At 69.3% G+C, this 14,116-nt stretch carries 12 protein-coding genes; 8 read left to right on the top strand and 4 right to left on the bottom strand.

Annotation, left to right across the window (positions count from 1 at the left end; all coding sequences use genetic code 11):
• Positions 1 to 430: lasso peptide biosynthesis B2 protein (locus AX690_RS12155; protein WP_156449643.1), on the top strand; the 430-nt coding region annotated here is incomplete at its 5' end.
• Positions 427 to 2,184, top strand: a complete 1,758-nt coding sequence (locus AX690_RS12160) for a lasso peptide isopeptide bond-forming cyclase (protein ID WP_066685995.1) — start codon at positions 427 to 429, stop codon at positions 2,182 to 2,184. The genes AX690_RS12155 and AX690_RS12160, both read left to right, overlap by 4 nt.
• Here the strand turns inward: AX690_RS12160 and AX690_RS12165 are convergent.
• From AX690_RS12165 to AX690_RS12180, 4 genes are all read right to left on the bottom strand, one after another.
• Positions 2,171 to 4,660, bottom strand: a complete 2,490-nt coding sequence (locus tag AX690_RS12165; protein ID WP_066685997.1) for a prolyl oligopeptidase family serine peptidase — start codon at positions 4,658 to 4,660, stop codon at positions 2,171 to 2,173. The two genes, AX690_RS12160 and AX690_RS12165, sit on opposite strands and share 14 nt — an antisense overlap.
• Before the next feature lie 48 nt (positions 4,661 to 4,708).
• The gene (locus tag AX690_RS12170) at positions 4,709 to 7,798 is read right to left on the bottom strand and encodes a TonB-dependent receptor (RefSeq protein ID WP_066685999.1); all 3,090 of its coding nucleotides are present in this window, start codon (positions 7,796 to 7,798) and stop codon (positions 4,709 to 4,711) included.
• A 122-nt stretch (positions 7,799 to 7,920) separates the two neighbouring features.
• Positions 7,921 to 8,982, bottom strand: a complete 1,062-nt coding sequence (locus tag AX690_RS12175) for a FecR family protein (RefSeq protein WP_066686001.1) — start codon at positions 8,980 to 8,982, stop codon at positions 7,921 to 7,923.
• Between the two features lie 12 nt (positions 8,983 to 8,994).
• A complete protein-coding gene (locus tag AX690_RS12180; RefSeq protein WP_082769633.1) occupies positions 8,995 to 9,522 on the bottom strand; it encodes an RNA polymerase sigma factor in 528 nt (175 codons plus the stop codon).
• Positions 9,523 to 9,653: 131 nt separating this feature from the next.
• Between AX690_RS12180 and AX690_RS22290 the strand changes: the two genes are divergently transcribed.
• From AX690_RS22290 to AX690_RS12205, 6 genes are all read left to right on the top strand, one after another.
• On the top strand, positions 9,654 to 9,863 hold the full coding sequence (locus AX690_RS22290; protein ID WP_082769634.1) for a helix-turn-helix domain-containing protein: 210 nt from the start codon (positions 9,654 to 9,656) through the stop codon (positions 9,861 to 9,863).
• Between the two features lie 77 nt (positions 9,864 to 9,940).
• A complete protein-coding gene (locus AX690_RS12185; RefSeq protein ID WP_066686015.1) occupies positions 9,941 to 10,171 on the top strand; it encodes a helix-turn-helix domain-containing protein in 231 nt (76 codons plus the stop codon).
• A 298-nt stretch (positions 10,172 to 10,469) separates the two neighbouring features.
• Complete coding sequence (locus tag AX690_RS12190; RefSeq protein ID WP_066686005.1) at positions 10,470 to 11,036, top strand: hypothetical protein; 567 nt, start codon at positions 10,470 to 10,472, stop codon at positions 11,034 to 11,036.
• Positions 11,033 to 12,409 carry a 7-cyano-7-deazaguanine synthase gene (locus tag AX690_RS12195; RefSeq protein ID WP_066686007.1) on the top strand — a complete coding sequence of 459 codons (1,377 nt, stop codon included), beginning with the start codon at positions 11,033 to 11,035 and terminating at the stop codon, positions 12,407 to 12,409. The genes AX690_RS12190 and AX690_RS12195 overlap by 4 nt, the downstream gene beginning before the upstream one ends.
• Positions 12,406 to 13,575 (top strand): XRE family transcriptional regulator, encoded by a 1,170-nt coding sequence (locus AX690_RS12200; protein ID WP_066686011.1) that lies wholly within the window; start codon positions 12,406 to 12,408, stop codon positions 13,573 to 13,575. The genes AX690_RS12195 and AX690_RS12200 overlap by 4 nt, the downstream gene beginning before the upstream one ends.
• Positions 13,576 to 13,582: 7 nt before the next feature.
• Positions 13,583 to 14,116: hypothetical protein (locus AX690_RS12205; protein ID WP_066730392.1), on the top strand; the 534-nt coding region annotated here is incomplete at its 3' end.

The raw sequence follows: 14,116 nt of genomic DNA on the forward strand, positions 1-14,116 counted from the left end.
GCCCAAACCCACCCTCGATCTGCGCGGCGCCGCCCGCCGTCCACGCCCGCGCGAAATCGCCGCCGGCCTGCTCGCCAGCGGCGCGGCGGCGCGCGATTTCCGTCGCCTCGACTTCGCGCGGATCCTGGAGCGCGCGCGGCGCGGCCGCCAGCCCGGCGCGACGTCGCACGACGCCGCCCACCATGAAGCCGTGCTGGACGCCGCCGCCGTCTTCGCGGTCCTGCGGCCCTGGTCGCCGGTCGGCGGCGCCTGCCTCAAGCGCAGTTATCAGCTCCTGGGCTATCTGCGGCGCCTCGGGCTCGACGCCGACTGGGTGATTGGCGTGCGGACCTGGCCGTTCATGGCTCACTGCTGGCTGCAGTCCGGGCCGGTGGCGCTGGACGACGATGTCGAACGCCTCATCGCCTACACCCCGATCCTGGCGGTCTGATGGGCGAGTATCTCGCCATGGTCTGGCCCCGAGGCGTGCCGAGCCAGGCGGCCGAGGCCAAGCGCGCCGCGATCGAGGCCGAGGGGGACTGGACCCTGGCCCATCGCGCCCACGAGATCGCCGTCTACGTCCGCGGCGCCCGCCCGCCGGTCGTCCGGGCCGTGCCAAACCAGGGCGGGGCCGTGATCGGCGACCTCTTCGACACCGCCGCGACCCGCGAGGGCCGCGCGCAGGATTTCCCGCTTCACCTGATGGTCGGCGTGGCGCCTGCCGACGCCGCGCGGCTCCTGATCCGCCATGCCTGGGGGCGCTACGTGGCGATCCTCAAGGCGGGCGATGCGCCGCCCACGCTGTTGCGCGATCCGACCGGGGCGCTGGACTGCCTGACCTGGGTTCGCGACGAGGTGACGTTCATCGCCTCGATCCCGCCCGCTCAGGGCCCGTGCGCGCCCGAGGGGCTGGCGGTCGACTGGACCAAGGTCGGCGACCTCCTGGCCCGCGGCAATCTCTGGAGCGAGATCTGCCCCTTGGCGGGCGTGGTCGCCATCGGCCCCGGCACGATGCGGGCGGGCTGGGACGCGAGCCAGGCGACCCGGCTGTGGCGACCGGCCGATCACGCGCGGCCATCTCGAACCTGGCTCGATCCCAAGGGCCTGGCCGATCTGGTCGACGCCTGCGTGGCGGCCCTGGCCAAGGATCGTTCCTCCATCCTGCTGGAAATCTCCGGCGGCCTGGATTCGGCGATCGTCGCCGCCAGCCTCACCCGCTGCGGCGCGCCGGTGGTCGCGGCGATCAACGCCTACTGGCCGCAGCGCGAAGGCGACGAGCGGGCCTGGGCCCAGCGCATCGCCGATCGCTTCGGCTTTCCGTTGGTGACCAGTTTGCGGGGCCTGATGGCGGTGGACGGGGCCGTGCTGGATCAGACCGCCGGCGCCGGTCGGCCGGGCCTCAACGCCCAGGACCCCGACCTCGATCGTGACCTGGCCGAGCAGTTGCGCAAGGTCGGGGCGCAGGCGTTGTTCACGGGACAGGGCGGGGACGGCGTCTTCTACCAGATGGGACATCCGGCCCTGGCGGCCGACATCCTCCAGGGACGCCCCACGCCGGCTGGTCGCGCGGCGTCCCTGGCCATGCTGGCCCGGCGCACCCGCACCACGGTGTGGTCATTGATGGCGCGCGCGATGCAGCCCTTGGCGCGCTTGTCCCCGGGGATCCCGCCGCCGAGCTTCCTGGCCGACGGCGTGGCCTTGCCGCCGCCGCATCCCTGGGTGGCTGACCATCGCGGCGTCAGTCCGGCCAAGCGCATCCAGATCCGCGGCCTGACCAACATCCAAACCGCCTACGGCGACAGTCTGCGAGGCCGGGCCGCCGACCTGATCCATCCCCTGATGGCCCAGCCGATCATCGAGGCGTGCCTTTCCATCCCCGCGCCGATCCTGGCGCTCGGCGCGGTCGACCGGCCGTTCGCCCGAGCGGCCTTCGCCGATCGCCTGCCGCCCGAGAGCCTGAAGCGCCGCTCCAAGGGCGACGTCACGGTGTTCTTCTCCAAGAGCCTGGCCGCCAGCCTGCCTGCCCTGCGGCCGTTCCTGCTCGACGGGCGGCTGGCGGCCAAGGGCCTGATCGACAGCGACCGGCTCGAACCCCTGCTGCATCGCGAGCCGATGATCTGGCGCGATTGCGTGGGCGAGGTGATGCTGGCCGCGACGGTCGAAGCCTGGGTCCGGGCGTGGGAACGGAAGATCACGACGGTCTAGCCGGTGCGCCGCCGGCGTTCGGACTGGTCGCGCCGTCGCCGATCCGTTCGTTCAGGAAGTCGAGCACGCGGCGATACTCGTCGGCGATGTTGCCGGGCGTCAGCACGACGTGGCCTTCGCCATGATAGGTCAGCAGCATCGCATCCTTGTCCTGCCGGAAGAGCGCCCCGAACATGGTCAGGGCCTGGGCCGGATCGCCGTCGAGGTCGCCCATGATCAACATGACCGGCGCGGTGATCTTGTCGGCGAAGAGGACGGGGCTGTTGCGCAGGTAGCGTTGCGGATCGCGCCAGGGCGGCGCGCCCATCCGTCCCTGGCCCAGCTCGGCCCAGCCGGCGTCGCCCATCAGGCTCACCCCGGCCTCGGGCAGCACCGTCGCCGACAAGCTCTTGCGGGTGTAGTGGCCGATCAGGTCGGCGGAGAAGGCGCTGGCGACCACGGCCTTGAAGCGCGGGCTCTGGGTCGCGGCGGTCAGCACGGTGTAGCCCCCGTAGCTGTGGCCCATCAGGGCCAGGCGGCCGGCGTCGATCGCCGGTTCCTGGGCCGCCGCCGCATCGACGACGTTCAGGATTTGGTCGGCCAGGCCCTGGGCCGGCTCACGATCCGGATCGATCGGCAGGCTGGGCAGCAGAACCGCGTAACCGGCGCCCGCCAGGATCTGGGCGTTGAGGAACACCTGCCGAGCCGGGGCGCTCTGGCTGGCCGGCGGGCCGGGATAGTCGCGGCCGAGATACGGGATCGTCACCAGCGGCGCCTTGCGGCCGGCCGGCAGGTCGGGCGGCAGGTAGAGCCAGCTGGTCAGGGCCTGGCCGCGTGGCCCCAGGTGGGTGATCGCCCGCGGCCGCGCGAAATCCACCTGCGCCAGCTGAGGGTTCAGGGTGGCGACGGTCTGGGGCGAGCGGTCGCGGCGGCGCACGATCACACGCTCGACGCCATGGGCGTCACGGCCAAGGCTGGCCACCGCGCCGGCTTGGCCAGCGGCGGCCAGCACGCTCTCGCCGGGGGCTGTGGTCAGGCCCAGGCGCCGCAGGCGATGATCGCGCACTTGGCCGAGGTCCTGACCGTCCGGGGCCGGCAAGGCCAGGGCTAGGGCGTCAACGGCGGGGCGATTGTTGAACGCCAGGCGCTCGCCGCCCGCCGCGCCGGGACCCGGAACACTGGCGCCGATCCCCAGCAGCTTGGCCCGGCCTTGGCCGTCGATCCGCCAGAGCTTGCCGGCCTGGGAGACGATGATGGCGTTGGCGGCGGTCGCTTCGAGCGCGCGCGGGCCCGGCGGCAGGCCCAGGGTCAGGGGACGGGGCCCGTTCGCCGTCCAGCGCAGCCAGTCGGTCTGGCCCGCCGGCGCGCCCGGCGCTCGCGCCAGGATCAGCGGATCCTCGCCCATCCAGTCGGCGCGCGGCACGCGAGAGCCGTAGCGCGTGGTCTCGGCGCTGGTCTGGGCGGCCGGATTCTCCAGGGGCTGCGCGCGCTGGGCCGCGGCGTTCAGGCGCCAGTAGCGCGCCGCCGTCCAGTCGCTCGCGTCGGGCTTGGCGAAGACGAGCAGTTGCAGGCCGCTCGGCGACCAGGCCAGGAGATCGGTGGCGACCTCGCAGGTCGGGCACGGCGACCAGGTCGCGCCGCTGGTCAGATCGACCACCACGACCCGCCGGCGCCGGTAAGGATCGGTGGTGTAGGCCGGGCGCGAGGGATCCGGATGCAGGGTCTCGGCCTCGACGAGCATGGCCGCCCGTCGCCCGCCCGGCGCTACCTCCAGGTCGATGAACGCCCCTTGCGCCAGAACGCGGCCCTGGCCGGTGGTCGCGTCGACCGCCACCAACCGCCCCGGCGCGGCCGAGGGCGTGCGCTCAAGATAGCGGCCGGCCCCGAGCAGGGTCACGCCGGGGCGACCATTTTGCGTCTCCCGCCATTTGTCGATCAGGCGGTCTTGCGTCTGGGCGCCGGTGAGCGCGCCCATCGCCGGGGCGTCCGGGTCCTTGGCCAGGACGACGAGCCGGTCCTCTTCCGCCCACTGCATCGATCGGCCCCAGACGTCGGAGGTCGGGAAAAGCCCCGTCCACACGACCGCGCCCGTCGCCAGGGTGACGATCCCGACTTCGAGGCTGGCGCCGCGCGCCCGGATCACCGCCATCCGAGCGCCCGACGGCGCGAAGGGCCCCGGCGTATAGCCGTAGGCGTCGGGTCTATCGCCCGCGCCGCCGTCCGCCTCGCCCAGCAACAACCGGGGCGGACTGTCGGCCCGCAGGTCGACCACCGACAACCGGGTGATGGTCATCGGCGTGTCGAACTCCAGCGCCCACGAGGTCGCCGACCGGTAGGGCGCGGTGGTCGGGACGACCAGCCAGCGCTGCGAGGGGTCGATGCTGACCGTTCCCAGCCGCTGCTGGTTCAGCAGCTGGTCGACGGTGAACGGCGTGGCCTGCGCCGCGCCTGCCCCGAACAGGGCGCAGGCGAGCAGGCGCGGCGCGAGGCGGCGCATGGGGAGGCTCCGGATTACAGGGTTGGGGTCAGGGGCGCGGGCGCGCCGCTACCAGGTCTTGGTCAGCTGCAGGGTCACCGTGCGGCCGAGGGGATCGGCGTTGGCCGGGTCGTAGCCGACGCCAAGGTTGGAGTCGTAGAACGGCGGATCGTCGTCCAGCAGGTTCTGGACGTTCAAGGCCAGCGAGAGGCCTCGCATCGGCCCGGTCTTGAAGCCGTAGGTCAGGTTGAGATCGGCGGTGGTCCACGGCTTGATCCGGCCGCCGGTCTCGGTGCGCAGATCACCGACATGGCTGAGCGCCGCCGTGGTGGTCAGGGCGCCGTGGGTCCAGCTGGCGGCGGCCCGCAGGCGCAGGTCCGCGGGCTGGCCGGCGACCCCCGCTTGCTGCACGGCGCGGGCCTGCGGCGTGATCTTGCGCTGGTAGTCGACGAGCCAGGTGACGTCGGCGGTGAGCGCCAGCGGATCCTTGCCGAGCTGGGCGGCGTAGCGCGCCGAGATGTCGAAGCCGCGCACCCGCAGCTGGCCGGTGTTGACCCAGCGCCCATCGATGATCGCCGCGTAGGACTGGGCCGGGAAGATGCCTTGCGCCAGGGAGCGCGGATCGTCGATCAGGGCCTGGATGCGGGCGAGATCGGCGGGGTTGCTGCCCGGCGAGACCAGGCTGACGAACGGGGCGAATTCCGGCGCGGTCAGCACCGTGGAGAGATTGTCCAAGCCGGGCTGGCCGATGCGGTCGGTGAAGCGGGTGTCGAAGCCCGTGACCGACGCCTTGAACCGGGGCCAGCGCGCCGGCGCCAGTTCAAGGGTCAGGGTCTTGGACGTCGCGGTCTCGGGGCGCAGGTCCAGATTGCCGCCGTAGAGGATCATCACGATGGTGTCCTGGCCGTTCCGGGTCAGGGTGGTCGGCGCATAGATCTGCGGCTCGTTCAGCTCGATCAGGGCCGGGGCCCGGAAGGAGGTTCCGTAGCTGGCCTTGACCGTCAGGCCCGCGGCCGGCGACCAGATCACCCCGACCTTCGGGTCGGTGCTGGCGATCTGGCCATAGTCCTCGCGCCGCACGGCCGCCGACAGCTCCAGCCGTTGCAGCCCGGGCCGCACGAAGCCGCCGCCGAAGATCGGCACACGCACTTCGGCGAACGCAGCATCGATCGTGCGGTGGACGTCGCGCCGCGCCACCTCGGTCGGGACAAAGCCCGAGGTCAGGCTGACGCCGCCGGTCTTCAGGGCCTCGCGACGGATCTGGCCGCCGACCGCCAGGCCGACCGCCCCGGCCGGCAGGGTGAAGAGTTCGCCGTCGAGCTTGAGATTGACTGACGCCGTCTCGCCGCGCGTCTTGCGCGTCAGATAGCCGCCGCTGATGAAGTCGAGGACCGTCCTGGGGTTGGAGCCCTGGCCGATGAACGGGTTGAAGAAGCCGTTGGCCGCCGTGCTGAACGGGGTGGCGGCGTTGTTGGCGGTGGTCCCCAGGGCCTCGGACAGGTAGCTGGTGTTGACGAGATTGTCGGTGCGCGAGCGGCCCTGCTCCAGGCCATAGGCGCCGTAGGCGTCCAGCCGCCAGGTCCCCGGCAGACGAGCCTGGCCGCCGAAGCTGAGGCCCAGGGTGTCGGCCACGCCGTTGACCCGCTGGCCGCCCAGTTCATTGAGGAAGGAATAGGCGATGCGCTCGGACGTCTGACCGGTTGGCGACACGAAATACGGATTGCTGCGGTTCACCGTCAGGGTCGGGCTGGAGGCGACGCTGCGGTTGGTGAACCGGCGGCGCGTGGCCCGCGCGTCGGCCGACAGCGACACGCCCGGCGTCAGGTCTTGCGCCAAGGCGACATAGAGGCTGTCGCGGCGTTGGCGGGGCAGCACGTCATAGGCGGCCAGCTGGTTCTCCAGATTGACCGTGCCGGCCTGGAAGCTGGCGGGCGTCAGTCCCGTGCCGTTCTGACCGGCGGGGATCGCGTAGGCCGGGACCAGCACCCCGGCGGCGTTGGCGCGCAGGATGGTGCCCGGCATGCCGTAGTAGCGGCGATGGTCCGTGCCGCCGAGGGCGCGCAGGTCGGCCTGGCCGGTATAGTCCCGGTCCCGCCCCTTCAGTCGGTCGCGGGCGCTATGCTCGTAACTGACCACCAGATTGCCGCTGTCCCAGTCGTGGCCGACCGTCTGGCCGAACGACCACTGGCTGGCCCCGCCCTGGGTGGTTCCGCCGACCAGGGCCCGGGTCTCGGCGCCCTCGAAACGCTTGCGCAGCACGATGTTGACGACGCCGCCGACCGCGTCCGAGCCGTAGAGGGCCGAGGCCCCGTCGAGCAGCACTTCAATGCGTTCCACCGCCGCCATCGGGATCGACGACACGTCGGCGAAGTCGCCGCGCAGACCTGTTCCGGCCAGACGCCGGCCATTGACCAGAACCAGGGTGGCGTCGGTGCCCAAGCCCCGCAGGTTCACCCCGGTGGCCTTGTTGGAATTGGTCCCGGTCGGGTCGGCGCCGGTCGAGCTGGCGTCCTCGTTGCCCAGGCCCCCGAACGCCTGGGGCAAGGCCGAAAGCGCGTCGGCCACGCTGGTGCGGCCGGCCCGGTCCAGGCTCTCGCGATCCAGGATGATCACCGGCGAGGCGCTGTCCTTGGCGCCCCGGATATGGCTCCCGACCACGATCTCCGACAGCAGGGTCGGGTCCTCCGGCGCGGCCTGGACCAGCGGCGGGACGGGCGGCGCGTCGGCGTCGGTGTCCTGCGCGCGCGCCGGTCCGGCCGTCGAGATCAGCTGGGCGCGGGCCCGCAACACGAACACCTTGCCGGTCATCCGCTGGACCTCGAGATCGACCCCGACCAGCAGCCGGTCCAGGGCCTGCGCGGCCGTCATCCGTCCGCTGACCGCCGGCCCGCTGCGGCCGGCCACCATCTCGCTGGTGAACAGGATCTGGGTTCCCGTCTGGCGGCCCAGCGCGAACAGCGCCGCGCCCAGCGGTCCCTTGGCCAGGCGCACCTCGACCACGGGATCGGCGGCCTGACTGGCCTTGCTCGACCGGGCGGGCGCGTTGGCCTGGACATCCTCCATTCCCGAGGCGTTTGGGGCCGCCAGGGCTTGTCCGACCCACCCGGTGGCCAGCGTCAGGCAACTGAGCCCCAACAGGCTTTGACGATAAGCGCGCATCGTTCACATCCCCCCGCCGCGCGCACGGGGCCGCCACGATGGCGGTCTCTCGCCGGGGCGCGGCGGGGGTAAGACTCCTGGGAGGGCGTCACACCCTACCGGGATGCGAAAGATTTATGACGTCAAGCGGGGCCGGAGCGTTCGGCGGTCAGTTCGACGCCGCCGTCCGGGCGCGGGACGCTCTTGAGGTCCAGCAAGGCGGCCATCCCCCGGGCGAAGGTCTCGGTGTCGCCGGCGTCGAACTCGCCATTGACCCGCTGGTCCGCCGGCGCCCCGGGACCCAGCACCACCTGGCGACGGCTGTAGCGATTGACCTCCGCCACCGCCTCGGCCAGGGGCACGTCCTTGAAGGTCAGGCGGCCGCTGGTCCAGCCGGTGGCCGCCGCCACGTCGACGGCGACCGGTTTGACCGGCGCGGCGCGGACGACATCGACCCGCTGTCCCGCCGACAGGATCACCGGCGCGGGCCGCGCCGTGTTTTGCGCGCCGGCCTGGCTGACCTGGACGCGGCCCTCGGCCAGGGTCACCCGCACCGCACCGTCGGCCCGATAGACCTCGAACCGCGTGCCGATGGCCCGCACCGCCGTGTCGCCGGCCGTGACGACGAAGGGACGCCCCGCGTCATGGGCGACGACGAACATCGCCTGGCCCTTGTCGAGGATCAGGCTGCGCTGGGCCTTGGACAGCCGCACGCGCACCTGGCTGTTGGTGTTGAGTTCGACCGTCGAGCCATCGGCCAGGCTGATGGCCCGCCGCTCGCCGATCTCGGTCCGATAGGTCTGCTGGCCGGCCTGGCCAAGCAGCACCGCTCCGATCACCGCGGCCGCGGCCAGGGCCGCGCCGACGCCGAGGGTCCGGACGCCGCGGCCTTGGCCGAGGCCTCGCAGCCGCGCGCCGATCCCGCGCGGCCGGCGCGCGGCCGTCTCGGCGATGGCCTGGAGTCTCGGATCGTCGGCCAGGGCCCGCACGCCCGTCGTCAGGGCTTCGATGCGGGTGTAGGCGGCGTCATTGAGGCTGTCTTCGCGCCAGGCGAAGAAGGTCGTCAGGTCGGCGTTGCTGACCCGTTGGGCGCTGAGCTTGGCGTACCAGGCGGCCGCCTCGTCGCGCGCGCGCTTGTCGTCGGCGCTGCGGGGCTCCCCGCCGCCCGGCTGGGCGCTTCTGGCCTGGGTCTTGTCATCGATCATGACGTGATCCGCCTAGCTCCGGATCATGTCGGCGCATCGGGCGATAGCCTGGGTCATTCGCTTTTCCACCGCCTTGACCGAGATGCCGCGCAGCTGCGCGATTTCCCGATAGGTGAGGCCCCTGACATGGTTCAGGGCGAAAACATCGCGCAACTTGGGCGGTAAGGCGAGCAACATCTGTTCGAAAAGGATCGCCTGCTCCTGGCTGGCGTCGATCGTCTGGTCGGCCAGGGTCTTGTGGTCGGGATCGGTGGGGACCTCGCGCGCGCTCCGGCGGAAGCGGCTGGCCGCCAGGTTCAGGGCGATGCGGGCCAGCAGCGACTTGGGACTGCGGACGGGCCGGGGCGGCCGGTAGTCGTGGACCCGCAGCCAGGTGTCCTGGGCGATGTCGTCGGCGTCTTGCGGATAGCGGCGCGCCAGGAGCGCCGTCAGCCAGTCGCGATGGCGCAGATAGGCGTCGGCGAGCGGCGGCGTCCCGCCTTCCGAGGGCTGGGTGTCAGGGGCGGTGATTTGACCATCGAGCGGAGACATAAACCGCATTCCAAGCCGAATGATGCGGGCGGAATCCGGATCGAGCCGTGCCCGCGTGAGCGTCGCGAACGCACGACGATATTCCTCCACTTTACTCATAGTCTATTCACAGTCCAGCGCCGAGCGTGCGCCTTCCGACCATGGATTTTCTGGCCGTGGTGGGAGCGAACGTTCGCACCCTGCGGGAGGCGAGAGGCCTTCCGCAGGACGAACTCGCACACTTGGCCGGTATCCACCCCACCTATCTCTCAGGCGTCGAGACGGGAAAAAGAAATCTTAGCATGAAGGTGCTTGAGCGCTTGGCGTCAGCCCTTCGGGTTCCTGAAACCGATCTTGTAATTCGGCGCTGACGGACGCCCGGTCGCGAAGGGCCGAGACGCTTTTGTGGTCACTTTACTTATAGTCTATTCCGCATCGCGGCGGGATGATGCGCCGTCGGAGCATGGATCTCCGAGTGGTCGTAGGGGCGAATATTCGCGCCTTGCGGGAGGCGCGTGGCGTCCCGCAGGACGAACTCGCCCATGTCGCCGAGATCCATCAGACCTATTTGTCCGGCATAGAGAACGGGAAGCGCAACATCAGCCTGCGTGTCCTTGAGCGGTTGGCGGCCGCCTTGGCTGTGACCGAAGCAGAGCTTGTTCGCCGGAAGGACCGGTAGCGAGAAGTAGGGCGTCTCGCGCGCAATGCGCGCGATCGCGCTCTACGGCACCAGACGCGGCATGCCGCGCTGGCCGCCGCCGAGCCCGCTTCGCGGTCTCGGCCCGTTCGGGTGACGATCGCTGACGCGGAGGTCCGAGCTGTTGGAGGTAATTACAGCCGGTCTGGCTCGTCTTCGATCGTTAGGCGCAGCAGGCCATCAGCCGGTTGATGGGTCTGACAATGTCAGGCGTCGAACGCGGTTCATTTGACATTGTCGGAAGAATCGAGCATTCATCCTGACATTGGAGGATGCCTGCATGAGCGACGGCCCTTACAAGACTTTGAAAATGAGCGCGAAATGGCGAGCGCTAGCGAAGGTTGCCGGCAACGCCGCACATAGTGCAGCAGAGGTGGCTGAGGCCATGCCGGCCGCGTTGGCGGCCGATTGGCGGGAGATCGGGCAACCATTCCTACGTCAAATGCGCGCCGCTCTCGGGGACGACGATCGCGGCGTACTTATTTCCGAGATCGCAAAGCACGAGGTGGCCCGCTTGCGGGTCCAGGCGACAAATCCGATGGAAGCCCTACTCGCGGACAATGCGATGGACGTCTTGCGCGACGGCTACCGGGGTGCAGCTGCGTTCGAGGAGGCGGCTGCCGCGACTATCGCGGAGCGCGCTGATCGCGGCTTGCGGCAAGTCGAGGAACACTACCGTCGCGAAGCCTCCCAGGGTAAGGCGGCGGACATCCGCGGGCGCCTAACCGAGTCGGTTCAGGCGACGGACCTGAAGGGCCTCGCGACTGCCCTGGCCGCGGGAGTTTCCGCCCGTGACTTGACCGTCCCAACTGACAGGTCCGGTCTTGATGAAGGAGTAAGCTTTTGACCGCCCTCGCCATCCGCCTGGTCGACGAGACCATGTTCGTCGACGTCGTCGACGAGGGAGTCCGGGTGCGTGACGAGGCCGAACTCGCCGCGCTAGGCGACGCTATCCGCCTGTCGACTGAGGGGCTGGAAACCTACTTTTTTTCCAAGTGGCGTCCCGAGCTCTTTGATCTTCTCGTCGTCGCAGCGGCGGCGGAATACTGTGACGCCGCCAAGGCGCGCTCGACTGTATCATGGTCCCGGACCTTCGATGTCCGCGTTGCTGTGCACGATGTACAGCTGTGGTCGTCAACAGCAGTCAAATCGGCATTGGAAGGCGCGCTGACCTTCCTCACTGGCGATACCTGGACCTTTAGTTTCGTGGCGCGCCGGCAGAGCGCTCAGGGCATCCGCCAGGCGAGCCTCGAACTGCCGGCTGAGGCTAAGGCCATCATGCCATACAGCGACGGTCTAGATTCTCGGGCTGTCCACGCGATCACCGCTCAGGCTGTCGGCCGCGCCGATCTGGTTCGTGTACGTCTGGGCTCGGTGGGGGTCGACGACCCCCAGCGTGAGCGCCGCCGTGCGGCGTTTACCCTCGTGCCCTACAAGGTCCAGGTTCCGCAGCGTAAGGAATCGTCAGCTCGGTCTCGTGGCTTCAAGTTCGCCGTGGTGACCGGTGTGGCGGCGCAGATCGCCGGTGTGGACCGGATCATCGTTACCGAGAGTGGGCAGGGCTCCTTCGGTCCGATGATGGCCGTTAGCGGCCAGATCTATCCCGACTACCGTGTCCACCCGCTATTCACCACCAGGGTCGAGCGCCTGTTCGAAGCACTGGTTGGCTCGACCGCCCACTATGAATATCCGCGGCTATGGTCCACTAAGGGCGAGACCCTGGCGGAAGCGGCGGCGCTGCCCCACCCACCGTCCTGGTCAGATACTCGCTCCTGCTGGCAACAGTCGCGCCACGCGTCCATCGATGGACGTCGTCGTCAGTGCGGCATCTGCGCGGCGTGTATGCTTCGGCGCATGAGCATGTTCGCCGCCGGATTGGCAGAGCCGGCCGGTGCCTACATCTGGGAAAACCTGTCGGCCTCGACCTTTGAGGCGGGTGCTGTGGAGGGCTTCATCGGGATCACCGACTCCATGCGGGAGCACGCTATTGCAGGCATCCTACACATGGATCACATGGCGGACCTCGCTATCGCGCCGAGCGCGGTGCGCGCCGTACGTCGCGTTGCTCGCGAGACAGCCGAGGTCCTGAACCAGGATCCAGTCGAGATCGAAGGGCGCTTGCGCTCACTCCTTACCCGTCACGCCGCCGAATGGCGCCGGTTCTTGGACTCTCTGGCGCCGGAGTCCTTCGTGCGGGACCTGTCGGTCGTCCCGGCATGACCGAAGCACTTTCCCCAATAGAGGTCGGCGAACGCTTACGGATCGCTCGGGAGGCGGCGAAGGTCACCCAGGCTGCCGCTGCGGCCGCGCTGGAAGTGGCGCGCACCACCGTGGTCGCGATCGAGCAGGGCCAACGTCGCGCCAAGCTGGATGAGCTACAACGCCTGGCCTCGCTCTATGGGATTTCAGTGAACGCCCTGCTGAGGCGGGAGGCTGTCCAAGTCGACCTCAAACCGCGCTTTCGCCGAATGGGGGAGCAGGATGACGGCGTAGAGGGTGCGGTCGCACTCCTAACCACCTTGGTGCAGGCTGAACTGGAACTTGAAGATCTTTTGGGCGTGCGCCGGCCGCGAAACGATCCGCCGGAGCGACCGTTGATGCCGGGTGATGTGGTCCTGCAAGCCGAGCATGACGCAGCAGAGCTGCGTCAGTGGCTGGGGATCGGCCAAGCGCCGGTCTACGACATCGTCTCCTTGCTGGAACTTCAGCTTGGCGTCAGGGTTTTCGTCCGACGCCTTCCCGCCAAAGTGTCGGGCCTCTATGCCTATGACGAGGCGGCCGGGCCTTGCGTTCTCCTAAACGGGGCCCATCCACGCGAACGCCGAGCGCAGACCGGGGCTCACGAACTGGGTCACCTCGTCTCTACTCGACGAGCACCCGATGCTCTCTATGACGGATCGCCCGAAACGAGTCGCGAGGAGCGATACGCGAACGCATTCGCCCGAGCCTTCCTGACTCCCGCCCGCGCAGTCATGGCGATGTTCCGGGACGTTACCGCCGGAAGTTCTCAGTTGACCCGACGCCACGTGATTGTCTTGGCCCACGCGTTCGGCGTAGCTCGCGAAGCCATGGTCCGTCGCTTGGAAGAACTAAGCTTAACCAAAGTCGGGACTTGGGACTGGTTCGAGCACAACGGCGGGATCACCAACGATCAGGCGCGCCAGGTTCTCGGCGAAGCCTGGGGTGCCGACGCGCGCCAGGCCGATGCTGCCCGGCCGGTGTCGTTGCGTCTGGGCATGTTGGCGCGTGAGGCCTGGAGACAGAACCTCCTCAGCGAAGGTCAGCTAGCCGGTTTGCTGCAGCTCGATCGCGTCGAGATCCGCGAGCTGATCGACGCCTTCGAGGACGAGGAGGTCGATGACGCGCCCTCTCGTCCGCTGATCTGAGGCCCGCATGGCCGTCGCGGATGCAAGCGTGTGGATCAATCTCGCTGCCACCGGCTGCGCGGACAAGATTCTTAAACTCTATGGCGGGCCCCTGGAGATCACCCAAACAGCGCTTGCTGAGTTGGAGCGGGGGCGGGCCAAGGGGAGGCAAGCCGCAGACGAAGTTGCGACCCTTCTGCACCTTGGACTGATGCATGTCGTCGACCTCGATCCTCAGGATGCAGATCTGTTCCTGAGCCTGGTGGCCGGCGATGCTGCCCAAACCCTCGACGACGGCGAGGCGGCGACACTCGTCCATGCCCACCGGGTTAGCACCACAGCCTTCATCGATGAGCGCAAAGCGACCTCGCTAGCGGCTGTTCGCTTTCCGGGTCTTTTAGTCGCTTCGACGGTAGATCTCCTTTTTGAGCCCGCCGTGCGCGGCGGGCTCGGCGAAGCGGTTCTTGGCGATGCCCTGTATGGCGCTTTGATAGACGCTAAGATGCGGGTTGATCCTCCCTCGTTTCAGTGGACACCCATGCTAGCTTTTCGGAGCTGGAGA

The organism is Caulobacter sp. CCH9-E1 (assembly GCF_001556515.1).
GTDB lineage: Bacteria > Pseudomonadota > Alphaproteobacteria > Caulobacterales > Caulobacteraceae > Caulobacter.